The following is a 22,354-nucleotide window of genomic DNA, read 5'->3' on the forward strand; positions in this document are numbered from 1 at the left end:
CTTGCGGTCGGTGTAGCTGACGTATTTCATCGAGGACCGGATCAGGTGCGTGACACACGTTTGGACCAGGGCCTCCTCCCAGACGGTGTTGATCGCCTCTCGCCGCCGGTTACGGCGACAGTGCCGCGTTCCGGCTCGGATTGAACCAGCGGGGCCTGCACTACGTGGTCGGGATCTCCACCACGCACACCGCCCACCCGGCCTCGGCCTGCCCGGTCACGCCGCCCTACAGCGGCACCGGGCGACCACCGGTGTCCAGGTATCCCGACCTGGCCCGCTCGGTGAAAATCTGGTGGCCCAGGCTGGCCGGGGTGCGGCCCGGCCGGTGTCCTGGCGTGAGGGCTCCCGTCCCGGCCGGGCCCGCAGCGGCCTGAAGCGCATCTACTCGCGGTTCGTGGCCCTGCGGATCCGCCCCGCCGGACGCGAGGTCCGCGAAGCCACCGACGGCGTGGAACTCGCCGAGTGCTGGGTGCGGGCCGAATGGCCCGCCAAGGAACCCGAACCGGTCCAGTTCTGGCTCAGCGACCTGCCCGAGGACACCCCGCTGACCACCCTGGTCCGGCCGGCCCAACTCCGCTGGCGCATCGAGCACGACTACCGCGAGATGAAGCAGGCCTTGGGCCTGGCCCACTTCGAAGGCCGCACATTCAACGGCTGGCACCACCACGTCACCCTGGTCTCCGTGGCCCACGCCTTCTGCACCCTGCGCAGACTGGCCACCGCCCCAAAAGACACGGCGTCGGCCTGAGCCTCTACCAAGTCGTCCGCGACCTGCAGTTACTCCTCGCCACCTGGGCCGGCGCCTGCCCCACCTGCCACCGCGACATACCCATACCCATACACACCTGACCAAGCCCTACTAGAAGGGATGAGGACTTCGGTGTGAGGGCAGGGGAGCTCCGGTTGCCCGTGACCAGGGCCGTGACCTGGATGGATGACTTATCGGGACATATTGTGCCGTTACGTCGTGCACCGCAGATCAGCCGGTGGGCGATTCCCAGTCAGGAGGAATCCCGTCACCGCCTCGTTACCGCAGCCGACGCCGTCGGCGTGGTAGGCGCCGTGACCCCCTTGGTCGACGGTGACCAGGCGGGCGCGGTCGCCGAGGGCGGTCCGCATGCTCAGGGCACCGAAGTAGGGCGTGACCGGGTCCCGGAGGTTCTGGAGCATCAGAATGTTGGACGGCCCGTCCGAGGTGATGCGGACCGGCCTGTCGATCGGCTCGGTGTGCCAGAAGGCGCAGGGGGTGATGTTCACCGGCTGCCCTGTGGTGAGCGGGTGGCGGATGCGGTCGGTCGCGACGGCGCGGGCGTAGCCGCGAACGTCGTGGGGCCAGCTCACGTCGTTGCATTGCGTCGCCGTGAACACGGCGGCGTCGCGGTCCAGCATCGGCGTGGCGTACCCGGCGGGCAGCGCAGGCGTGGCGTGCGGCTCCTCGGTGGCCTTGACCAGCTGGGCCAGAAAGGGGAAGTTGACGTCGTTGTAGAGCGCCTGCTGGACGACCTGGCGCAGGATGTTACCGGTGAGCGGCTTGTCTGGTGTGGTGGTCGCCCGGGGTGTGCGGTCCAGCCGGTCGGCGAGGGACAGTATCAACGGTCGTACTTCGACGGCACTTTGTGCTAGCCGCAGTCCCTCCTGGTCGCGGGCGGGGTCGGCGGCCCAGCGGGCAAAGTCGGGGAACCGCTCGTCGGCGCCGGCCGCCGTGTTGGCGAGCCAACCGCGTTCCACTCGCGCCGGGTCGGGATCGCCGGTGCTGTCGAGCACCACCCGGTCGGTGTGTTCGGGGTGCTCCTGCGCGTAGGCGGCGGTTACGTACGTGCCGTACGACACCCCGTACATCGACACCTTCGCGGTACCGAGGGCCTGGCGCAGGCGCTCGATGTCGCGCACTTCGTTCGCCGTGGAGTAACTGCGCACCAAAGCACGGCCGTTGAGGGCGCAGGCGTCGGCGATGCGATGGGCGCGGGCAACGCTGTCGCTGATGTCGCCACCGGCACCGGGCCAGCTGCGGAGGTTCATCACGTCCCGGTCGTCCGCGCTGAGCCCGCAGCCGACTGCCGTGGAGCCGCCCACCCCGCGCGGGTCGAGGCTGACAAGGTCGTAGGCGCCGTGCAAGGCCTTGCGCAGCGCCGGTCCTGTGTGGGCGAGCGCGTCGACGCCGGAGCCGCCCGGGCCGCCCGGGATGACCAGCAGGGTGCCGCGCCGGGCGGCCGGGCGATCGCTGACCAGGCGGGTCACGCGCAGGGTGAGGCGGGCGCCGTCCGGCTTGCGGTAGTCCACAGGGAGGGACAGATCAGCGCACTGCTGGTCGGCGGGGCCATCGGGCTGAGCACACGGATTCCAGGGGAGCGTTGTCGCTGAGGCTGGAGCGGCGCCGGCGAGGCATGTCGCACCGAGCGAAAGGACGCCGAGTACCACGGCGAGTTTGTGCTTCATCATTGTCTCCGGGTTCAGAGGTGTTGATGGCCGGCTGCGGCGTCCGCGTGGTTGGGTGACCTGTGCGATGGGCCGTGTGCACGGATGCGCCTGAGCTTGGCTGCCGGTCACCATCGGGGGCCGTGACCTGCGGAGGGAAGCTTGATGCCGGAGTCGTGTCCCGGACCGGCCGCACGGTGACGGTGAGCCGATGCGCGACCCGGATGCTACCGCGGTCCTTCGTGAGGTCATGGCCGTCGATGCTGATGACGAAGCCACCTTGGCAGTGCAGAGGGCCCCGCTACCTCCCCCGGCAGTTGGTTCGCTCTCCCCCGTACGGGGGGGCCGTCGCGTTCGCCTCACTGGCAGGATGACCAGGTGCCCGAGACTCGGCGTCCCACCCGATTCCGTTGGCTGTTACGGCCGTTGGTGCGGCCGGTCACGTACACGCGCTGGCTGCACCTGTGCGTGCCGGCCGGCGCCATCGCGCTGTGGGGAGTCTTCGCCCCGAGGTACCTGTACTTGCTGGGGGTCCTGGCCGTGCCGGTGGGCCTGATCCGGGCAGTGCGTCTCGGGGAGGGCATACAGGCCCAAGCGCTCCTGGTGCCGGACGAGCGCGGGCGGCCCGACGCCACGATCGCGGCGGCGCCCGCCGCCACGTGGCAGGACCGGTGGCGGACAGTGCTCTGGCTGGAGGCACGACTCGTCCTGGCGGGGGTGGCCCTGATGACCACCGCCTGGGGCCCGATGCTCGCCATCGAGATGCTCCGGCTGGGGATCGGTGGCGCTCCGGTGACCATTCCGGCTCTTGGCATCTGGCAGCCGCAGTGGTGGTGGACCCCCCTGGCCGTACTTCCGGCTGTGGGATCACTCGTCCTGTTGGTCGCGCTCGGGCACTTCGCGACCCGCCTCGCCCGGATGCTGCTCGGCCCATCCCCGGCCGAACGACTGCGTCTCCTGGAAGAGCGCACCGAGCAGCTGCTTGAACGCAACCGCATCGCGCGGGAATTGCACGACTCCATCGGTCACGCGCTGACCGTCGCGGTGCTGCAGGCCGGCGCCGCCCGGGCCGCCGGGGACCCGGCGTTCACCGAACGGGCTCTCTCGGCGATCGAAGAGGTCGGCCGCGGCGCGCTGGACGAACTGGACCGGGTACTGCTGATCCTGCGGGAGGGCGGCCGGCCGTTGAGTGGCCGACCCACACTGGAGGGGGTGGACCGGCTGCTGGAGGCAGCGCGCAGTTCAGGCGCGACCGTGGACGCCGAACTGTCCGGACCGCTGGGCCACCTGCCAGGGCTGATCTCCCGCGAGGGCTACCGGATCCTCCAGGAGGCGCTCACCAACGTGCTGCGGCACGCCGGCCCGGTGCCGGTCAAGGTGCGCGTGACTGTGGCCGACTCGCTGCTGGAACTGGAAGTGGCCAACCCGCTGCCGCGACAACCGTCGCTCGCGCCCGGCCGCGCAGGAAGCGGCCTGCGCGGTATGCGCGAGCGCGCGGCCCTCCTCGGTGGGGAGTTGCAGACCGGCCCCTCGCACGGTGAATGGCGGTTGCGGGTACGGCTGCCACTCGACGGACTCGCAGGACCACGGGACTGCCAGGTGGTCCCCACCGATCGGTCAGTAGGCTGATCGCATGCCGATCACTGTGCTGCTGGTCGACGACGAACCGCTGGTCCTGGCCGGTCTGCGGGCGGTCCTCGAAGCCCAGTCCGACATCCGGGTGGTGGGTGCGGCAGCTGACGGAGCCGCGGTCATCCCTTTGGTGCGGCAACTGCGCCCGGACGTGGTGGCCATGGACGTGCGAATGCCGCTGCTAGACGGGATCGAAGCGACCCGAGCCGTGCTGCGTACGGTCGTACCGCCTCCCAAGATCCTCGTGGTGACGACCTTCGAGAACGACGAGTACGTGTACCAGGCGCTGTGCGCCGGAGCCCACGGCTTTCTGCTCAAGCGGGCCCGGCCGGCGGAGTTCGTGCACGCAGTGCGGCTGATCCACGAGGGCGAGTCGCTGCTGTTCCCAGCCGCCGTACGGGCACTTGCCGCCGAGTACGGCGACCGGTCGGCCCGGGACGCGCTGGCGGAAGTGGCTCTCACTGCCCGTGAGGCATCTGTGCTCCGGCTGATGGCCCAGGGAATGTCCAACGCTGAGATCGCCCACCAGTTGGTGATCGGCTCGGAGACGGTGAAGTCCCATGTCAGCTCGGTGCTCACAAAATTGCAGGCACGGGACCGGACGCAGGCAGTGATCACCGCGTACGAGTCAGGGTTCGTAACCATCAGCGCGCCCCGGTCCTAAGTGGTGCCCCGTAATGATCTTTGGGTCAGAGGCGTCGGGTGTTGCCTCAGCGTCGTCGGGCTTGATGCTGTCACGCACTGGGTATCGCAGGCGCATGCGGGCGTGCGGAGAGGCGGTGTGGGCGTGGCCCCGATGGGAGGGTTTTCTGCGGGGCGTGATGAAGCGGGCGCTGGCGGGAGATGTGCCGCAACCTTGGTGGATGCCGCGGCGTGTGCTGACCGTGGTGTCGGCCGATGTCGACGACGCTGCGGGCGTTGGGGCGATCTGGATCCTGTGGCGTCCGAAGTCATCGCAGTTCCGTGAGCACGTCGCGGTCCTTGAGTGGTTCGGCGAGCGGTGGCGGTATGTGGGGGGCGGCAGCAGTTCCGGGGACGGTCCTGTCGATGTCGATGTGCTCGACGTTCGCAACGGAGGGGGCGCGCTGAGTCTCACCCGAAGTCTCGACCCTCCGCGCTCCCTCGCCGCGGCACAAATGATCAACTGCGTCAAAGTGCGCCTCGGGCGGGAGGTGCGTGACGTTCTCATCGGTGTCCGCCGGATCGAGGTCCCGGAGCAGCGCAGTCTCATCGCTGTATGGACGTCTCCGCAGATGAACCGCGGAGTCCGACCCCTGATCGTGGCTCTGGGGGGTGACGGCGCCGAACTCTCCCGCCTGGGCCCGTACGACAGCCTGGACACTCATACCTGGGATCGACTGCGTGAGGAGATGTAGCCGGCCCGCTTCCTTGTCTCCGTCCTATTGGCTGTCCCGGCTGATGCCTGCCGGTCACCCAGCAAGGGTGAGGTTGTGGAGGCGAGCGATACCGAGCATGGCGTGGTGGACGCCGTCGTCTTCGAGACGGCAGTCTCGAAGGATCTTCCAGGTCTTCATGCGGGCGAAGGGTGTGCTCGCCCCGTGCACGGACCTTGCGGTGGGAGGAGTTGTGTTCCTCTTTCCAGGTCAGGACCAGGTTCCCGTCGGTGCGGGATGATCAGGCCGGTGCTTCGATAGCCGCCGTCGGCTATCCTGGGGGTCAAGGGGTCGCAGGTTCAAATCCTGTCGTCCCGACCAGCGTTTTCGCAGGTCGGACGCCGTTTCCGCAGAGATGCGGGGGCGGCCTTTTTGTTGTGTTTTTGGGGTGTGGCCGCATTGTGGTCGCAATTTTTTGATCTTGGTGTTGTGGTGGTGGGGAAGTCGGTTTGTGCGGGGCCGCTTTGAGCTGGGTGAGTTGGTTGTGGTGACCACCACGTTGTCAGCCCAACTGGCCAAACTCGCGGCCAGGTTGGAAAGAGCTCAGTGGCTGTACGCATCGTGATCGCCTCCCGAAATGAGCAGGACGCGACGCACTTCCAGTATCCGCCTCCGCGGCATGCGAGCGGCGATCACAATGCGACCACACGGGAGACACAAGGCCTCTGACCTGTGGCAATCCCTTGACGTGGCGACACGGGCACTGCGGTCGGCTCCCGTCCTTGCCCACTTCAATCACCTTGCAACCCCGGCGATGGAGTGTGGCCTCGCCGGCCACGAGGCGGGGAGTTGAAGAGGTCCGCGACGGAGGACGCTGGTTTCGAACCGGAGATCGTCAAGCGCTGGTGCTGTGACCGGAAACGATCACCGGGGCGGGCAGTCAGCGGGGCAGGGGGATGATGTGGGGATGACCACCAGCTCACGCGCCCATTCGTTTAACGCGGCGGCTGACCAGTACGCGGCCAGCCGGCCTTCGTATCCTCCCGCGCTCTTCGACTGCATCGAACAGCTCACGAGCCGTTCCCTGGCCGGTGCCCGCGTCGCCGATATCGGCGCGGGCACCGGAATCGCCACCGCTCTGCTGCGTGAGCGCGGGGCTGAGGTGATCGCCGTTGAGCCCGGCGACGCCATGGCCGCCAAGTTCCACACCGTGCTCCCGAATGTGCCGATCATCAGAGGTGACGGCAACGCCCTCCCCCTCGCGGACGCCTCCCACGACCTCATCACCTATGCACAGTCCTGGCAGTGGACCGACACCACCCGCTCGGTCCCGGAGGCACTGCGGGTCCTGCTGCCGGGCGGTGCGCTCGCGATCTGGTGGAACACCACCGCCTTCGACGTGCCCTGGATCCGAGAGCAGCACCAGCGGATCGCGCACCACTGGGGAGTGAAGCCGACTTCTCGGGTGCGTCCCGACGACAGCGACGCCATCCGGCTTGCGGGCCTGTCGGGGCTCCGGGTCGCGCGCCGCCAGGTGCGGTGGAGCCGTGTGGTCTCCCTCGACACGCACCTTGCCAATATCAGCAGCCGCTCGGCGTTCCTTGTGCTTGCCGAGGACGACAAGCGTGCCTTTCTCTCTGGGGAGCGCAGGCGACTGCGCGAGTTCTTCCCCGACGAGGTGGTGGAAGAAACCTACGTGGTTGACCTGCTGGTGGCCACGCGTCCGTGACCTGGATGGTGTCCTGGGATCCGGAAGGGCAGTCAGGCCGCTGCGGCGATGGGGCGGCCACCGAACCTGATGCCTTTCTCGCTGCGGACACGGGCGCGTTCACGCCGTTGGGCGGCCAGGACGTCGGGGTGCCGGGCGTTCTGGTTGCGCCAGCGCAGATAGCGGTGCAACTCGCGTGTCTGGACGGGGTGGTTGGGGTGGTGGGAGTTGGCGAGGGTGAACTGCCGCAGTGGCCCGAAGTGGGCCTCGATCGGGGGTTCGCCCACGATGCGTTCGTCGGCGTGAAGCACAGCTCGACCTTGTTCTTCGCCGCCCAGCGGCGGATCCGCCAGTTCTTGTGCGCGGACAGGTTGTCCAGGATGACGTAGATCGGGGCGCCGTCCGGACGGGCCGCGCGGATCGACTTCAGCGCGGCCCAGGTCGGGCCGATGCCCTTGCGGCGCCGGTTGACGCCCCACAGGGTGTCGTCGCCGACCGAGTAGCAGCCGTGGAAGTAGGTGGTGCCGTGGGTGCGGTGATAGGTGGCCGGCAGCCGGTCCGGCCGCCCCTGATTCGCCCAGCAGGACCCGGCGGTCGGGCGGATGCCCAGGGGGCCGAACTCGTCGAAGGCGAAGGTCCGCTCGGGCCGCTGGGTGAGCGCGTACTCGATCCGGTCCAGCTTGGTGTCGAAGTCCGGGTCGCTCGATTCCTTCCATGTCTTGGTGCGCTGGAAGGTGATCCCGCGGCGGGACAGCAGGCAACGCAGGGCTTCGCGTCCGATCCGTATGGGGCGGCTGACGTTGCGCCGCAGGTGGTCGACGAGCTTGCGGATCGACCATCGGGTGAAAGGCTTGCCGAGCTTGGTGGGGCGGGTGGTGGCCGTCTGGATGACGAAGTCCTCGTCGTCATCGCGGAGCAGGCGGGGACGGCCTCCCGCCCATCGAGGGTCCAGGCAGGCCAGCCCGATCTCGTTGAACTTGTGGATCACGTCGCGGACGGTGTCCTCGTCGGCCTGGACGAGCCGGGCTATGACCGGGACGCTGTTCCCGCTCGCCGAGGCCAGCAGCATCATCGCCCTGCGGAACCGCACCGTGCTGGTGCTGCCCCGCCGCACGATCCGCTGCAGCTGCTGCCCCTCCTGCTCGGTCAGCCTGCGAACCCTGACTGGCCCCGCCATCCCGCCTCCCCGCGCAGATCGGACGTGTCGTCACATCCAACCGGCGCGAGACCAGTCAGCGCCAACCCGGTGATCGTTTCCGGTCACAGCACTAGGCTCATTCCGCAACACGACACGAAGGGGAGATCGGTGGCGCGGGTTGCGGTGATCGGTGCGGGTATCAGCGGGCTGGGAACGGCCCTCATGCTTGGCCGGCGGGGTCACACGGTGGCGTTGTTCGAGCAGGACGATCGGCAGGCCGGAGAGGGCCTGAATCGGGACTTCTTCGATTGGAGCAGGCCCCGAGTGCCGCAGGCCAACCATCCCCACTCATTCCTCGCGCCCGTCCGCACCGTGTTGCGTACCGAGACCCCTGATGTCTACACGGACCTGCTGGCACGCGGAGCCCGGGAGTACCACGACTTCGACTGGTTCGGTGAGCATCCGCCGCACCGGGCCGGCGATGAGGACCTGGTGACGCTGCGGACCCGCCGCATTGTGCTGGAGGCCGCCCTGACCGCGGCCGTGCGGCGGGAACCCGCCATCGAACATGACCTTGCGCATCGGTGCACAGTTCCTCGCGCTGCCCTGCCGCAGTCCGCGCGACGGGCTGACGAGCGCAAGCTCGGTTCCTCGAACGCTTGTGGGGATTGTGTATTCCTGCCAGCGGCGAGATGCTGGAATAGCAGAGCTGAAGGAGGAGGATCCCGTGAATTATGGGGGACCATCTGGGGACCACGCGTTGTACGCGTTTGCGATCGCTATTCGCGTAAGTGGTCATAATGCCCGGAGAGTTAGTCCCGTTTGACGGGAAAATTCCCTCTGTTTACCCGACTGGGGGTCAAGGGGTCGCAGGTTCAAATCCTGTCGTCCCGACGGTGCGGAGAAAGCCCGCTGGGCTGGCATTTGGCCAGGTCAGCGGGCCTTTCGTGTTGTCGGCAACGGTTCCCACGTGATGGCCCGTCAGGGTCTCGGGGACCAACTGGGGACCGCGAGTGCGGAAACCCGCAGGTCAGGGTGTTTTCAGCCCTGCGGGTGCCGATAAATCATCCGCCCAGGTCACGGCCGTGATCGCCGGTCTGCTCCACCACCTGCCGATGGGCAAGCTCCGCCGGCTCCTGCTGCTTGTACGTCCAGAAACTGTCCTGCGATGGCACCGCAACCTGCTCAAACGGCGCCATGCTGCGACCTGCGTACCGAAGCGGCGCGGACGACCGCCCACCATCCGCTCGATCCGCGTCCTGGTCCTGCGCCTCGCCCGCGAGAACTCCTCGTGGGGGTACCGGCGCATCCACGGCGAACTCGCTTCGCTCGGGATCGAGGTCGCCGCCTCCACCCTTTGGGAAATCCTCAAGGAGCACGGCATCCCACCCGCCCCGGAACGAGCGAGCACGACGTGGGCCGACTTCCTGCGCGGCCAGGCCGGCGCCATACTCGCCTGCGACTTCTTCGAAACCCGCACCCTGACCGGGGCGCAACTCTACGTCTTCGCCGTCATCGAGCACTCCACCCGGCGCATCCGGATCCTGGGCGCCACCGCACACCCCACCGCACGATGGGTCGTACAGCTCGGGCGCAACCTCGTCATGGACCTCGAAGAGGCAGGTAGCAAGGCCGGCTTCCTGATGCGCGACCGCGACTCCAAGTTCACGACCGCCTTCGACGCGCTACTGACGGACGCCGGACTGAAGGTCGTCACCACCGGCGTCCGGATGCCGCGTATGAACTCCATCATGGAGCGCTGGATACAGACCTGCCGGCGCGAACTCCTCGACAGAACACTGATCTGGAACCAGAGCCACCTTCTGCACGCGCTCCGAGAGTTCGAAACCTTCTACAACCAGCACCGACCCCACCGCACTCTGAAGCAAGCCTCTCCGCTCCGCCAACTACCCGAGCCAATCAGCGTGCCAGGACACATCAGGCACTTGGAGGTCCGCCGACAAGACCGACTCGGCGGAACCCTCCACGAGTACCAGCATGCCGCTTGACCAGCCCGGATGATTAATCGGCACCCGCAGTGTCGATGCTGTGCATCGACAGCGTCTTCTCGGTGCTCCGCCACGTTGCGAAGACGGTGAGCAGCACGAGGGCACAGACAATGCTGGACACCGTGTAGGGGACCCCCAACGCGGCCAGGAACGCCGCGAATCCGAGAACGACGGCAATCGGCGGAGCCATCGCGCCGACCAGATAATCCGACGTCGCCTCGCCCATGGCCGTGGACAGTCCTTTGACCACCCAGAACGCCACGGTGATCTGAGGGACACGCAGGCTCCCTCACTCAGTAGTCCGGAAGAGCGGGAGTGGCGTGCAGACGAAGTCACCCGGTGTCTTTGTGGGCTGGTGGCCGATGGCTGCCCTCGCGGCCCCATCCATTCTTACAGCTTGTAGTAACTGCTTCGTCATCGCCCACTCCGTCGACCACTACTTTCGGGTGGCTTGGAACCGATCGTCCGTGTGTGAGCGGGCGCCGAGTCCCCTCGGTGCCAAGATCGCGAGCAGGTCCCCTCCGACGCCAGGTGGCGGTGCGGCATGGTCGGGGGCGGACGCGAGCCGACGGATCGGAGCGGTATGCCCACCCAGGGCCGGAGCGGTCTCCAGGACGGAACCCTGGTGAGCTGCGTCGAGCGCAAACTCCCTCAGGTCACAATGCTGTTCTGGGCGATGAAGACGGTAGCGGTGACGCTCGGGGAGACCGCCGGCGACCTGCTGGGGATCACCTTCAAGCTCGGGTACCTCGCGACCGGCGCCGTCTTTCTCGCGTTCTTCCTCGTCACCGTGACGGCACAGGTCCGTGCCGGACGCCTTCGTCCGGCCTTGTACTGGGCCGTCGTCCTGGGCACGAGCATGGTCGGCACGGAGATCTCAGACCTGATGAACCGTGGCTTCGGCCATGGCAGCGCCCCCGCCGGCATCGGCTACGCCTGGGGCGCTGTTCTCCTCACCGCCACCCTGGCGCTCGTCTTCGCCGCCTGGTGGCGGACGGGCCAGACGTACGACGTGGAGTCGATCTCCAGCCGCCAGGGCGAGATGCTCTACTGGATGGCGATCCTGGTCTCCAACACCCTCGGCACGTCCAGCGGGGACTGGCTCTCCGACGACACCGGCCTCGGCTTCCGCAACGCCTTCCTGCTCATCACGGGCGTCATGCTGGTGATCGTCGCCGCGCACTACCTGACCGGCATCAGCGGCACGTTGCTGTTCTGGGCGGCCTTCGTTCTCACCCGGCCGTTGGGCGCGTCCGGGGGAGACTCGCTGACCAAGCCGGTGGACGAGGGCGGGCTCGGCTGGGGCACCGCATGGGGTTCGACCGCTCTGTGCGCCGCCCTGACCGCTCTCGTCGCCTACCAGACGTGGCACCTCCGCAGGCACCCGCTGCCGTCCTTGCCCGCCCCCGTCCACCACCGCACGGGCCTCCCCCAACGCCCCAACGGCGCGGCGGTGCAGCCCCCCGAGGCGCTCCCCGAGCAAGCACCGGCGTAGCGTCCCCGCGCTGACGGAGAGCAGGCGCATCAGGTCAGGCGCTCACCGAGGATCGCAGCCGGCGGCGGAGGTCACACGCCGGCGGCGGTGACGACCGCGTCGGTTGCGAAGCCGAGCAGCAGGCCGAGAAGGATCATCCAGGTGGTGAGTTCTTTCAGTGCGGCGCGGCGGGCGACGGCGAGCAGTTCGATGACGACGTAGAGGATGGAGCCCGCGGCGAGTCCCAGGAAGGCGATGGACAGGATGTCGTTGACCAGGTGCTGGCCGACCAGGGTTCCGGCGAAGGTGGGGCCGCCGCCGATGAGGCCGAGCAGGGCCAGGGTTCCCCAGGACGGGCGTTCGCCTTCGGCGGCGAGCGGGGCGACGATGCCGAAGCCTTCGGTGGCGTTGTGCAGGCCGAATCCGATGATCAGCAGCACGGCCAGCGAGATCTCACCGGTGGCGGCGGAGTTGCCGATGGCCAGGCCTTCGGCAAAATTGTGCAGCCCGATACCGGTGGCGATCATCAGCGCGAGGCTGCCGGCTTTGGAGCGCGTCGGCTGGGCCAGCTCGCTGACCGCGGCTGCGCCGGGGCCCTTGGAGAGGCCGCGGCTCTTGCGGCGGCCCATGAAACGGTCCCAGTAGACGAGTCCGGCCAGACCGAGTGCCAGTCCGGCAGCCAGGACTGTGCCGCCGCTGATCGCGGTGCCCCAGTGGTGGTCGCTGAGCGCGGCGTCGGTGGGCTCCCATGCTGCGCTGAGGACATCCCAGACCAGGAAGATCAGGATGCCGATGGCGACCGCGTTGAGGCCGGCTCTCAGCCGCGGCGCCGGGCTGCGGAGCCTGCCTATGGGCAGGCCGAGGTAGATGGTGAAGCCGGCAATGGCACCGAGCAAGGCGATCTGGGACGACGACATGGAGGTGCTCCGAGCGAAGGGCAACGTGGGGACAGTCAGGTGGGTCAGACCCTAATTGAGTTTAGGCTTACCTAACAAGCCAAGTGGCTCCTGCGTCGGGCGATGTCCCCTGCGAACCGCGGCGCGGGCGTCACCATCGAATGGCCCATGCCGGTGCACGTGGGCCGTCAATCCCGCAGCGACCCTTTCGTCTACACGACTGTAGACGCTAAGGTCGCGGCATGACGACCCCCACGACTCCCACGCCCACCATGGCCTCGGCAGGTGCCAGGGGAAGCCGCCTGCTGAACAGGGTGCCCGAAGTCACGGCCTGGTTCTGGATCATCAAGATCCTCTGCACGACCGTTGGCGAGAGGTCGCCGACTACATCAACACCACGCTGGGCTTCGGCCTGACCAACACCATGTTGTTGTTCACCGCGGTGTTCGCAGTCGTGCTGACGATCCAGTTCCGTACCAGGCGCTACAGTCCCTTCCCGTACTGGCTCACCGTGGTCGTGGTCAGTGTCACCGGCACCCTCTACACCGACATGCTCACCGATCAACAGAACGTCCCGCTGTGGCTGAGCTCCACGGTGTTCTCGGTCCTGCTGGCTCTCGTCTTCGGGGTCTGGTGGCTGCGCGAGCGGACCCTTGTCGATCCACAGCATCACGACCCTCCCGCGTGAGGCCTTCTACTGGCTGACCGTCCTGGTGACGTTCGCGGTGGGCACGGCCACCGGCGACTGGACACTGGAACTGACCAGCTGGACGCCTGCGCAGTCGGTGTTCCTGCCGCTGGGTCTCATCGCGGCGATCACCGGACTGTCGAAGTTCGGCGCCAACCCGATCCTCTCGTTCTGGCTGGCCTACATCCTCACCCGGCCGCTCGGCGCCAACATCGGTGACTGGCTCGCCTCCCCGAAGACTGCGACCAGCCCCGGCGAACCCGTCGGACTCGGCCTTGGCACCTTCACCACGAGCCTGATCTTCCTCAGCGCCATCCCGGCGACGGTCATCTACCTGTCGATCAGCCGCAGCGATGTCGCCGAGACCCACAAGATGGCCCACCAGCCGTCGGTCGCCACCAACGTGTGCAAGGAGCGCATCGCGCTGGGAGTCTTCGGCGCGATCGCCGCGGCCACCGTCGCGCTGATGGTCTGGGCACACAACCAGCCCCACGTCACCTGCGACCCGACCGGCCAGAGCGAGACGCTGCCGGCCTGCAAGAAGGCGGACCTGACCGCCCCCCAGACCGCCGCAGCGGTGACGAAGTACGAGAAACTCGCCGAGAAGGCGATCGCCCAGGACCGCGCCGGTACGGCCGCTGCCTCCCATGCCACCGTGCAGGAGATGCGCGATGACTGGGACGCCGACGCCACCTCCCTGCAGGCGGTGAACAACACGACCTGGACCCTGCTCGACAACCAGATGGATGCCGTCCTCGAGACATTCGCCATCGACCACGGCAAGATCAAGCCGGCTGCACCGGCCGAACAGGAAAAGCAGCTCGACGTCCTACTGGGCGACTCCCGGAGCCACCACTTCTGAGAGGGCGTGTGACGTGATGCCGCGTTTGTTGTCGCTGGAATGTGTGGCACGGGTGTATCGGGGCTGATCGTGGCGTGCTGTCGTGCTGGAGTGTTCCACGTGAGCGATCGCCAGCCCTACAAGAGCGACTTGTCCGACGAGCGGTGGGGCCTGATCGAGCCCGTCATCGCCTCCTGGAAGGCTCAGCATCCCTCTGTCAGTGGCCACCAGGGCGCCTACGAGATGCGGGAGATCGTCAACGCCCCGCTCTACCAGTCCCGTACCGGCTGCCAGTGGGACTTCCTCCCCCACGACTTGCCCCCGGTCGGCGCGGTGAAGTGCTACTTCTAACTCGCAGCGCGCTTCGCCCTGGATACCAACGTTCTGGTGTCCGTCCTCGCGCGAGTCGGCAGCTGCTCCGACCTGCCGTTGTTCGCATCGGTCGTTATATTGCGGCGTTCAACGGCTCGCCGGAGGCACGTTCGGCGGCGACCGCCGCCGTGGAGGGCGAGGCCCCCCGCAGCGTGCTCCCCGCGTTGCGCCGCTTGCTCACCCGCTGGTGACCACCCGCCCGCCGTCGGACGTCGCTTCCGCGGCACCGTGGGGAGCGGGCCCTTCACGCTGGGCGGGTTAGTGGGGAGAATGAGCACCGCACACGGCTCCTGTGCCTCTCGCTTCTCACGATCGGCTCACGTATGGACCCTTTGCTGCCCGGTGACCCAGCGCGGATAGGGCCGTATCGGGCGACGCACCGGCTCGGCGCTGGCGGGATGGGGCAGGTCTTCCTGGCGACCGACGCGGGCGGGGAGAGGGCCGCGGTCAAGGTAATCCGCCCGGAGTACGCCCGCGACCCGGGATTTAGGCGGCGCTTCGCCCGCGAGGTGGCCGCGGCGCGGCGGGTGAGCGGGGCCAGGACCGCCCGGGTGATCGGCGCGGACACGGACGCGGCGGAACCGTGGCTCGCCACGGAATACGTTCCGGGGCTGTCCTTGCAGGACCGCGTCACCCAGCGGGGCACCCTCGAACCCGCCGCCGTACTCACCCTGGCGTGCGGCCTCGCCGAAGGACTCGCGGCCATCCACACCTGCCGGTTGGCCCACCGGGACGTGAAGCCCGGCAACGTCATCCTCGCGGCGGACGGCCCGCGCATCATCGACTTCGGCATCGCCCAGGCGCAGGGCGCGAGCACGCTCACCACCGCCGGGGTCGTCGTCGGCACCTACGCCTACATGGCGCCGGAACAGGTGCACGGCGAGGCGGCCGGCCCGGAAAGCGACGTCTTCGCGTTGGGCGCGGTGCTGACCTTCGCGGCCACCGGCCGCAGCCCGTTCGAAGCACCCAGCGTGCTCGCGATCGCCCGCCGGATCGCCGACGACGAACCCCGCCTGGACGGCGTCCCCGGCGCGTTGCGGCGACTGATCGAGCAGTGTCTGCGGAAGGCGCCGAACGAACGCCCCACCGCCGCCGAGGTCCTGAGCCGGGCCAGGAGCGCGCTCGCTGCGGCCGCATCCGCCGTCAGCGCCCCGCCCAAGAACGCATCGCCAGCTCCGGCGCCACCGGCGAAGGGCCCGGCCTACACGCCGACGGTGAAAGCTCTTCCCCCGCGCACCGGCCGGCCCGGAAGAGGGAGCGCCCGGCTCAAGACGTGGGGCGTGCTCGCCGTACTCGCCGTCGGGGCGCTCGGCGGCGTACTGGAGTATCTCGACCACAGGACCACCGGGCCCCACACCGCAGCCCTGCCCAAGAGCTACGTCGGCACGTGGCACGGCGATCCCAAGAACGACCCCGGCGCCGACCAGGTGACCGTCCGCATCGAGGCAGGGCATGTGGGCGACCGGATCGGCACCCTCAACGCCGTCCTCGACCACGACACCGACCCCGTCTACTGCGCCTTCACCCTCAAGGCGACCTCCTACGTCGGCGACGTCGTCGACTTCACCACCACGTCCCTCAGCCCCTCACCGGCCACGTGCGCCTCCGTCACCACCCTGAGTCTTCAACTGATGCCGAACCAGCATCAGCTTCTCTACTCCACCAACGAGCAGGAGACCTGGCCGTACTTCGTCAACAAGGAGTGAGAGCGTGGTAGGTGACGTGCTGCCCGTTTCGTGCCTGCGGCTGGGCCTGGCGGTGGCCTCTCTGGGTGGCTATGACCGTGGCTGGGTGAACAACCCCTGCTCGGGCTCGATCAGGATCCCGCGTTCGACCAGCCACTTGAGCTTCAACCGGACGTTGTTGACGTTGCTGGGCGCGATCTCCAGATCCATCGACTCGCAGACCGCCCGTGCCCGCAGCGGGGCGTCGGCCGCGGCGAACACCGCCATGATCTGCCGGTAGGCCGGATGGTCCGGCAGCTTCGCGGCCAGCGGCCTCGGCGGGGACGGATCAGGCAGCGCCAGCAGGGTCTTGCGGGTGATCCGAACTTCCTCGGTGATCCCGGCGAACTCCTCCAGCTGCACGGTCAGTTCCTCGATGCGTCCCCGCGTGGCCTCGGTCTGCATGGCGATCTCCCGCTGTTGCTCCTCCAAGCGCGCCAGCACCGCTCCCAAGGTCAGCTCGCTGCCGCTCACGCGCCGCGCCAGGTGGGGGTGGAGGTCGCGGTGAGCATCCGGGCCATCCGATCGCTCATGGCCCAGTACACCCTCGACTCGGCGGAGGCGGGCCGGTGCTCGTAGTCCCGTACCAGCCTGCGGTGCAGCATCGTGATCCCATTCACCTGTTCCACCACCCACCTCTTGGGCTGCGGGACGAACCCGCCGGTGATTAGCTGGCGCAGTTCCTGTGGGACTGCGAGGGCGTCGCGCGGACGGCGGCTGCGTCCATTTCTTCTTGATGAGCCGTTGGTGCCAGGCGAGGAGGGTGCGTGGGGAGATGATCCGGTGTCTGCGCAGCACCCGGGGGGTAGTCGGGCGAGGGCGGCGAGTAGGGCGCGGTCTGGCCAGCTGGGCCTTGGCGCGGTGATCTGGCGCCGCAGCACCGTTACTTCCTGCCGCAAGATCAATATTTCTGCGTCTTTGGCCGCCGAAGAGCGAGACAGCAGGACCAGCCAGGCGAAGATCCGTGTGGAGATCAGGTAGAGCAGTCGCACGAACATGAGGACTCATGGTGTCGTATCGGTGCATGGGAGCGTCGTCCCAGGTCAGGGGCTGCGCAGCCATTCTGGAGCGGTACGGGCGGAAGGCGCCCGTACCTACGAGGGATGCGGGCGCCTTCCTGTGTTCTGCAGGTGCTGTCAGGCGGTCAGAAGAGCTTGCTGTAGGTGTTCCAGCCGCCGCCCAGCGCGACGCCGGCGGAGAACTGCCCGGTGCCGTGGGCGCTGAAGCGGTACATCGTGCCCGTGGAGTTCACCGCGAGCAGGTCCGCCAGGCCGTTGCCGTCGATGTCGCCGGCAGTGGCGATCTTGGGGTACGCGCCGAAGCCCGAGCTGAGCTTGACCCGGCCCGCGAACGGCGCCGACGCGCTGCCGGTGCCCTTGTAGATGTACAGCGTGCCGGACGTGTCACGGGCCAGGATGTCGGTCCGGCCGTCGCCGGTCATGTCGCCGGCGCCGATGATGGCGTTGTAGACGCCCCAGCCCGTGCCGATGAGCGTACGGGCGGAGTAACCGGTGCCGGTGCCGGTTCCCTTGAAGAGGTACAGCTGCCCCGAGGAGTTGCGGGCCAGCAGGTCGCCCTTGCCGTCACCGCTGACGTCGCCGGGGCCGACCATCAGGTTGTACGACCAACTGTTGGTGACCAGGCCGCGGCTGCCGTTGGAGAGCGAGCCGCCCGAGCTGAACAGCAGCTCCGGGAGGCCGTCATCGGTCGGCGAGGCGCCGAGGGCGATGTTCGTGATGCCGGCGAATTGGTTGGGGCCGCCCATCGGGTCCCGCCTGACGAGCGTCCCGGTGTTGGTGGAGCGGTAGGTGAACATCGAACCGGACGACGTGACGCCGAACAGCCACTTCTTGCCCCAGTTCTGGATGCCGCCCATGCCGGCCATGAGGTCGGAGTTGTCACCCTCGGGCAACAGCTCGCGCGCCTGGAAGCCTCCGGCGCCGTTCGGCGCGTAGCGGTAGAGGGCGCCGTTGTACGCCCGGCCGATCAGGAAGCCGGCGCCGGACTCGCTGTTGCCGAGGCCGATGATCTGGTTGTACGTGTTCCAGCCGGTGCCGATCAGTGCTTTGCCCTTGTAGGGCGCGGTCGCGACTCCGGTGGCCTTGTAGAAGTACAGGTTCCCCGCGGTGTCGCGTGCGACCAGGTCGCTGATGCCGTCACCGTCGAGGTCCCCGGCGCCGGCCAGCTGGTCGTAGACCGCCCAGCCGCCGCCGATCAGCAGCCGCGTCTTGAACGGCGCGCTGCCGCTCCCGGTGCCCGGGAACAGGTACAGGTGGCCGTCGAAGGTCCGCGCGGCGATGTCGGGGATGCCGTCACCGGTCACGTCGTCGAGCGCGATGACCTTGTTGTAGATGGTCCAGCCGGTGCTCGTCCACGACGGATCGCGCGGGAAGGTCGCCCCGCTGAACACCTCCAGCTTGCCACTGGCGGTCAGGCCCACGACGTCGGGACCGGCCAGCCCGTCGATGTCGCCCGGGGTGAGAACGTCCGTGTACAGATCGTCGAAGTAACCGAGTTCCTGGCCCCCGCCGGCCAGGGAGTTCCACCAGTCGTAGCCAGCGTCGCGGAGGAGCTGGTCACCGATCCCGTCGCCGTCGATGTCGTAGCGGACGGGTGCCGGGGTCTGGACGGCGGCGCCCGCCGCCAGCTTCGACTTGTTCACCGACGCGGTGGGTGCGGAGATGTGCGGAACGTGCGCCGCGGACACGGTGGACCGGTCCGCGAGGTGGTGCGCGCCGGGCTCTGCGGCGTGCGCGCTCGAACTCAGCGCGAAGGCGCCGAGGGAAAGGATGCCGGCCGTGCAGGCCGCCACAAGACGCCGGCGGCCGTTGGGCCGTGCCGGCTTGGATTCTGACACTAATCCCCCCATGGGATCTCAAGCAGTGAATCCCCGAACCGCTGATACCGGATCTATTCGAAGATCCGTCCGGTTCTGGTGGGCGGAGTCTATCCCCCCGGTACGACAGCCTGCGTGGAGATATCTGTCCGGTCGTCAGGCTCCGGTGCGCAGCGGGACCTGGATGGCGTGGAGGTGTCACGCCAGCCCCCGCAGAGGCCAGGCGCAGCGCAGTGACCTCGGAACTTTCTTGACTCGTGCAGGTCAGGCTGCCAACGCTCTGCTACCCCGTGCGGATGGCCGGGGGGATCACCGGTTGTGAACCGGTCATTGAGGGGACCTGTACCGTGCATTGGTATGTCGATGTGCTGAAGAAGTACGCCGTTTTCAGCGAGCGCGCCCGCCGCCGGGAATTCTGGATGTTCAGCCTGTTCAACGCCATCGCAATCGGCGTGCTGGCGGGTATAGGGCTGTGGGTGGGCAAGCCGGCTGCGCTGGTCCCCTACTTCCTCTACGTGATCGCGGTGCTCCTTCCGAGTCTCGCGGTCACCGCCTGCATGACATCGGCCGCTCCGGCTGGTTCACGCTGATCGGCTTCATTCCGCTGCTCGGCGGCATCGCCTTGCTCGTGGTGACCTGCACGGAAGGCGACGCCGCGCCGAACGCCTACGGCCCGAGCCCCAAGCCAGTGCCTGCCCACCTCTGATCCCGAGCGAGCCCCACCCCGCACGCGGTGGGCTACCCGGCGGCCTGCTCGTGGCCAGGTGCGGAGCAGACTGGCCGCCGCCGTCCTTCACCCGGCGCATGATCTCCTCGCGCTCGCGCCAGTGCGACCAGAAGGCGCCGGTGTAGCCCAGGCAGGTGAGGAAGGGATTGTCGGCGTAGTTGTTGTCGTAGCTGCTGGATCCGGTCAGGGTCGGCAGCATCACCCGGTGGTGGTCGGCGTCGACCAGGTCCCACAGCAAGTCGGCGGAGGGTCCACAGCGGGCCGAGTGGTCGCCGGCGGAGGTGGGGTCGGCGGACAGGCCGGGGGGAGAAGTAGCACACGAGCAGGAAGTCGCCATGCTCGTCGAACATGAACTGCCGCTCGTACTCGATAGGCCCCGAGCACTTCGCCAGCGGCTTGAGCACGATGGGCCCGGTCGCGGTGTTGGACTGCAGGCCCGGCCCGGTACGGACCCCGTCGCACTCTGTGGGCTGTCTCTTCGGCGGGGTAGCCGCCTCGGTGGACGGTGTGCCGGCCGGGCGTGGGGGAGGGGAGATCGACGGCGAAGGTCCAAGTGCCGTGCTCGGGTTCTGCGGTGAGTAGCGGACAGCGCGCTCCAAGCTGGCGATGGTGCCGGTCGCGGCACCCGCACCTGCGATAGGCCCGGCCATGCTCAGTGGCGGTACGCATCCTGATCGCCTCCCGAAATTTGCAGGACACGATGCCCTTCCAGTATCCGCCGTCGCGGCCTGCCAGCGGCGACCACAGCGCGATCACATTCACGGATGTAGGCCTCTGATCTGCGACGATTCCCTGGCGAGGCGACAAGTGCAGCCACGAGCCCAGGCAGAGGCGTCGAAATTGTGTGCGCACCCCGGTGTGGCCCAAGCTGGCGTGATGAGCTGCCCCGACTTTCGTGGAGTCCGCGATCGTGTGATCAAGCGGTCTGCGGGACTTGTTCCGATCTCGCCCAGTACGCCTGTTCGTACTCGTCGGGTGGTACGTAGCCGAGGGCGGAGTGGAGACGTTCGCGGTTGTACCACGCGACCCATTGGAAGACGGCCCGCTCGACCTCGTCGAAGTCGCGCCACGGGCCCTGATGCTCGATCAATTCGGCCTTGAACGTGCCGTTCAGGGCCTCTGCCATCGCATTGTCGTAGGAATCTGCGACCGAGCCGACGGACGCGGACGCACCGACTTCCGACAGTCGCTCTGTGTAGCGAATGGGCACGTATTGTGACCCGCGGTCGCTGTGGTGGATCAGGCCGGCGTCCTTCTTGATCTTCTGCCGCCACAGTGCCATCTCCAAGGCGTCCAGCGGCAGGTCGGTTCGCATGTGGGTGGCGGCCTGCCAGCCCACGATCCGTCGGGAGTACGCGTCCAGGACGAACGCCACGTAAACCCAGCCCGACCAGGTCCGGATGTAGGTCAGGTCGGCCAGCCACAACTGGTTCGGCCGCTCGGCGACGAAGCGGCGGTTGACCAGGTCGGGCGGCCGCGGGGCGGCCGGCTCCGGGACGATGGTGCGGCGGCGCTGTCCACGGATGACGCCCTCGATGCCCAGCTCGCGCATCAGCTGCTCGACGGTGCATCGGGCCACCTGATGGCCTGCGCGGACCAGCGCGCGGGTGACCCGGCGGGCACCATACGTGCGGCCGGACTCCTCCCACACGGCCGTGACCAGCGAGATCAGCTGCTCGTCACGCACACGGCGGGCCGACTGCGCCCGCTTCTTGCGCGCGAAGTACGTCGAAGGCGACAACTGGAGCACCCGGCAGACGGGATCGAACCCCGAGACCTTCATCACGCAGGTGGTCGATCACCTGCTCGGCCTCGTCCGGGGACGGTCGATCTCCTGCGCAAAAAACACCGAGGCAGCCTTCAAGATCTCGTTCGCCCGCCTCAACTCGGCGTTCTCCTTGCGGAGTTCCTTCAGCTCGTCGCGTTCGGCGGTGGTGAGACGGTCGTCACGCTCACCGGCGTCGGCCTCGGCCTGACGGACCCAGCTCCGCAGGGCCTCGGGATGGATCCCAAGGTCTTTGGCGACGTGGGCGACGGGCCGGCCGCTGGCGCGGACCTCGCGGACGGCGCGCTCGCGGAGCTCGTCCGGGTATTTACGTGGTGCTGGCATTGCAGGTGGTTCTCCTTACGCCCGGATCGTAACCCAGGCATCAGGGACTCCACCAAACTCAGAGCAGCTCATGATGCGGGATCACCTCCCTTCACTTGGCCTGAGTCCTGTGCGTGCAGTGATCGAAGGAACCGCGACGTAGGCCGTGGTCACGGATGATCAACTGGTGTTCGCGCGGCGTAACCCAGTATTAATAACAGGCCTATGCGCCCTGGTTCGCCCAGGAAGGGCAAAACGGCGCGGCAGCGGGGTGGGATCTGCGCGGCTTGCCCATCGGGAGGTCGTGGAGCGGGCCGGCGAGGATTGCGCGGTCGGTGTTGGTGAAGGCTGGTTTGCCGAACTGGCGTTTGCGTACCACCTGTTGGTAGCGCAGGGCCAGGATCTGGAGGTCTTTCTCGTCGCTGCTCATTGGCAACAGTGGTATGAAGCTGACGGCGGTCGACAGAGCGA

Annotated in this window: 16 protein-coding genes and 9 pseudogenes; 13 read left to right on the plus strand and 12 right to left on the minus strand. The window is 68.0% G+C overall.

Features of this window, described 5'->3' with window-relative positions; genetic code table 11:
• Positions 1–99 (minus strand): annotated as a pseudogene (locus NFU81_RS34075) (transposase); the annotation flags it as partial.
• Between the two features lie 5 nt (positions 100–104).
• On the opposite strand from NFU81_RS34075, the pseudogene NFU81_RS34085 reads away from it, so the two are divergent.
• Positions 105–748 (plus strand): annotated as a pseudogene (locus NFU81_RS34085) (IS701 family transposase); the annotation flags it as partial.
• Between the two features lie 212 nt (positions 749–960).
• On the opposite strand, the gene NFU81_RS34090 reads toward NFU81_RS34085, so the two are convergent.
• Positions 961–2,436: an alpha/beta hydrolase gene (locus tag NFU81_RS34090; RefSeq protein WP_251499086.1), complete on the minus strand. Its 1,476-nt coding sequence runs from the start codon at positions 2,434–2,436 to the stop codon at positions 961–963.
• 408 nt (positions 2,437–2,844) lie between these two features.
• On the opposite strand from NFU81_RS34090, the gene NFU81_RS34095 reads away from it, so the two are divergent.
• The 3 genes from NFU81_RS34095 to NFU81_RS34105 all read left to right on the plus strand — a co-directional run bounded on the left by NFU81_RS34095 (position 2,845) and on the right by NFU81_RS34105 (position 5,423).
• The gene (locus tag NFU81_RS34095; RefSeq protein ID WP_251499030.1) at positions 2,845–4,044 is read left to right on the plus strand and encodes a sensor histidine kinase; all 1,200 of its coding nucleotides are present in this window, start codon (positions 2,845–2,847) and stop codon (positions 4,042–4,044) included.
• A gap of 4 nt (positions 4,045–4,048) precedes the next feature.
• On the plus strand, positions 4,049–4,711 hold the full coding sequence (locus NFU81_RS34100) for a response regulator transcription factor (RefSeq protein WP_251499032.1): 663 nt from the start codon (positions 4,049–4,051) through the stop codon (positions 4,709–4,711).
• Between the two features lie 157 nt (positions 4,712–4,868).
• Positions 4,869–5,423, plus strand: coding sequence for a hypothetical protein (locus NFU81_RS34105; protein ID WP_251499089.1), 555 nt, complete (start codon positions 4,869–4,871; stop codon positions 5,421–5,423).
• A 54-nt stretch (positions 5,424–5,477) separates the two neighbouring features.
• On the opposite strand, the pseudogene NFU81_RS34110 reads toward NFU81_RS34105, so the two are convergent.
• Positions 5,478–5,725, minus strand: a pseudogene (locus NFU81_RS34110) (transposase family protein); the annotation flags it as partial.
• 623 nt (positions 5,726–6,348) lie between these two features.
• Between NFU81_RS34110 and NFU81_RS34115 the strand changes: the two are divergent.
• Entirely contained in the window at positions 6,349–7,110 is a 762-nt protein-coding gene (locus NFU81_RS34115; protein WP_251499034.1) for a class I SAM-dependent methyltransferase, read from the plus strand.
• Positions 7,111–7,142: 32 nt separating this feature from the next.
• Here NFU81_RS34115 and NFU81_RS34120 read toward each other — a convergent pair.
• Positions 7,143–8,266: pseudogene (locus NFU81_RS34120) on the minus strand (IS630 family transposase).
• Positions 8,267–8,395: 129 nt separating this feature from the next.
• On the opposite strand from NFU81_RS34120, the pseudogene NFU81_RS41485 reads away from it, so the two are divergent.
• Positions 8,396–8,791, plus strand: a pseudogene (locus NFU81_RS41485) (FAD-dependent oxidoreductase); the annotation flags it as partial.
• Positions 8,792–9,342: 551 nt separating this feature from the next.
• Positions 9,343–10,236 carry an integrase core domain-containing protein gene (locus NFU81_RS34130; protein WP_251499092.1) on the plus strand — a complete coding sequence of 298 codons (894 nt, stop codon included), beginning with the start codon at positions 9,343–9,345 and terminating at the stop codon, positions 10,234–10,236.
• Between the two features lie 13 nt (positions 10,237–10,249).
• On the opposite strand, the gene NFU81_RS34135 is transcribed toward NFU81_RS34130, so the two are convergent.
• On the minus strand, positions 10,250–10,498 hold the full coding sequence (locus NFU81_RS34135; RefSeq protein WP_308208349.1) for a hypothetical protein: 249 nt from the start codon (positions 10,496–10,498) through the stop codon (positions 10,250–10,252).
• Between the two features lie 321 nt (positions 10,499–10,819).
• Here NFU81_RS34135 and NFU81_RS34140 point away from each other — a divergent pair, with 321 nt between their 5' ends.
• Positions 10,820–11,731, plus strand: a complete 912-nt coding sequence (locus NFU81_RS34140) for a COG4705 family protein (RefSeq protein ID WP_251499037.1) — start codon at positions 10,820–10,822, stop codon at positions 11,729–11,731.
• Between the two features lie 71 nt (positions 11,732–11,802).
• Here NFU81_RS34140 and NFU81_RS34145 read toward each other — a convergent pair whose 3' ends face one another.
• Entirely contained in the window at positions 11,803–12,627 is an 825-nt protein-coding gene (locus NFU81_RS34145; protein ID WP_251499039.1) for a ZIP family metal transporter, read from the minus strand.
• A 403-nt stretch (positions 12,628–13,030) separates the two neighbouring features.
• Here NFU81_RS34145 and NFU81_RS34150 point away from each other — a divergent pair, with 403 nt between their 5' ends.
• From NFU81_RS34150 to NFU81_RS34165, 4 genes and pseudogenes are all read left to right on the plus strand, one after another.
• The gene (locus tag NFU81_RS34150) at positions 13,031–13,294 is read left to right on the plus strand and encodes a hypothetical protein (RefSeq protein ID WP_251499042.1); all 264 of its coding nucleotides are present in this window, start codon (positions 13,031–13,033) and stop codon (positions 13,292–13,294) included.
• Entirely contained in the window at positions 13,260–14,156 is an 897-nt protein-coding gene (locus tag NFU81_RS34155; RefSeq protein WP_251499044.1) for a COG4705 family protein, read from the plus strand. Before NFU81_RS34150 ends, NFU81_RS34155 begins: the two co-directional genes overlap by 35 nt.
• Before the next feature lie 99 nt (positions 14,157–14,255).
• Positions 14,256–14,483 (plus strand): annotated as a pseudogene (locus NFU81_RS34160) (transposase); the annotation flags it as partial.
• Positions 14,484–14,830: 347 nt separating this feature from the next.
• Entirely contained in the window at positions 14,831–16,213 is a 1,383-nt protein-coding gene (locus NFU81_RS34165; RefSeq protein ID WP_274038153.1) for a serine/threonine-protein kinase, read from the plus strand.
• Positions 16,214–16,282: 69 nt separating this feature from the next.
• Here the strand turns inward: NFU81_RS34165 and NFU81_RS34170 are convergent, their stop codons facing one another.
• The 3 genes and pseudogenes from NFU81_RS34170 to NFU81_RS34180 form a co-directional block, all read right to left on the minus strand.
• Positions 16,283–16,705, minus strand: coding sequence for a hypothetical protein (locus tag NFU81_RS34170; RefSeq protein WP_251499050.1), 423 nt, complete (start codon positions 16,703–16,705; stop codon positions 16,283–16,285).
• Positions 16,702–16,890: pseudogene (locus tag NFU81_RS34175) on the minus strand (IS5/IS1182 family transposase); the annotation flags it as partial. The pseudogene NFU81_RS34175 and the gene NFU81_RS34170, both read right to left, overlap by 4 nt.
• 485 nt (positions 16,891–17,375) lie before the next feature.
• Positions 17,376–19,088, minus strand: a complete 1,713-nt coding sequence (locus NFU81_RS34180; RefSeq protein ID WP_251499052.1) for an FG-GAP repeat domain-containing protein — start codon at positions 19,086–19,088, stop codon at positions 17,376–17,378.
• Positions 19,089–19,486: 398 nt separating this feature from the next.
• On the opposite strand from NFU81_RS34180, the pseudogene NFU81_RS34185 reads away from it, so the two are divergent.
• Positions 19,487–19,773, plus strand: a pseudogene (locus NFU81_RS34185) (DUF805 domain-containing protein).
• Here the strand turns inward: NFU81_RS34185 and NFU81_RS40910 are convergent.
• The 3 genes and pseudogenes from NFU81_RS40910 to NFU81_RS34200 all read right to left on the minus strand — a co-directional run bounded on the left by NFU81_RS40910 (position 19,664) and on the right by NFU81_RS34200 (position 22,313).
• Positions 19,664–20,131 carry a hypothetical protein gene (locus NFU81_RS40910; protein WP_274038160.1) on the minus strand — a complete coding sequence of 156 codons (468 nt, stop codon included), beginning with the start codon at positions 20,129–20,131 and terminating at the stop codon, positions 19,664–19,666. The pseudogene NFU81_RS34185 and the gene NFU81_RS40910 overlap by 110 nt on opposite strands.
• A gap of 579 nt (positions 20,132–20,710) precedes the next feature.
• Positions 20,711–21,904, minus strand: a pseudogene (locus NFU81_RS34195) (IS3 family transposase).
• Between the two features lie 202 nt (positions 21,905–22,106).
• The gene (locus NFU81_RS34200) at positions 22,107–22,313 is read right to left on the minus strand and encodes a hypothetical protein (RefSeq protein ID WP_251499054.1); all 207 of its coding nucleotides are present in this window, start codon (positions 22,311–22,313) and stop codon (positions 22,107–22,109) included.
• Positions 22,314–22,354 lie beyond the last annotated feature (41 nt).

The sequence above is a fragment of the Actinacidiphila cocklensis genome (genome assembly GCF_907177275.1).
GTDB classification, from domain to species: Bacteria; Actinomycetota; Actinomycetes; order Streptomycetales; family Streptomycetaceae; genus Actinacidiphila; species Actinacidiphila cocklensis.

What these genes read in the sequence shown, in the direction of transcription:
- NFU81_RS34090 (WP_251499086.1), bottom strand. Translation starts at nt 2,436, where the DNA reads ATGAAGCACAAACTCGCCGTGGTACTCGGCGTCCTTTCGCTCGGTGCG.
- NFU81_RS34100 (WP_251499032.1), top strand. Translation starts at nt 4,049, where the DNA reads ATGCCGATCACTGTGCTGCTGGTCGACGACGAACCGCTGGTCCTGGCC.
- NFU81_RS34105 (WP_251499089.1), top strand. Translation starts at nt 4,869, where the DNA reads ATGAAGCGGGCGCTGGCGGGAGATGTGCCGCAACCTTGGTGGATGCCG.
- NFU81_RS34115 (WP_251499034.1), top strand. Translation starts at nt 6,349, where the DNA reads ATGACCACCAGCTCACGCGCCCATTCGTTTAACGCGGCGGCTGACCAG.
- NFU81_RS34130 (WP_251499092.1), top strand. Translation starts at nt 9,343, where the DNA reads ATGGGCAAGCTCCGCCGGCTCCTGCTGCTTGTACGTCCAGAAACTGTC.
- NFU81_RS34140 (WP_251499037.1), top strand. Translation starts at nt 10,820, where the DNA reads ATGCCCACCCAGGGCCGGAGCGGTCTCCAGGACGGAACCCTGGTGAGC.
- NFU81_RS34145 (WP_251499039.1), bottom strand. Translation starts at nt 12,627, where the DNA reads ATGTCGTCGTCCCAGATCGCCTTGCTCGGTGCCATTGCCGGCTTCACC.
- NFU81_RS34150 (WP_251499042.1), top strand. Translation starts at nt 13,031, where the DNA reads ATGTTGTTGTTCACCGCGGTGTTCGCAGTCGTGCTGACGATCCAGTTC.
- NFU81_RS34165 (WP_274038153.1), top strand. Translation starts at nt 14,831, where the DNA reads ATGGACCCTTTGCTGCCCGGTGACCCAGCGCGGATAGGGCCGTATCGG.
- NFU81_RS40910 (WP_274038160.1), bottom strand. Translation starts at nt 20,131, where the DNA reads ATGGCGACTTCCTGCTCGTGTGCTACTTCTCCCCCCGGCCTGTCCGCC.
- NFU81_RS34200 (WP_251499054.1), bottom strand. Translation starts at nt 22,313, where the DNA reads ATGAGCAGCGACGAGAAAGACCTCCAGATCCTGGCCCTGCGCTACCAA.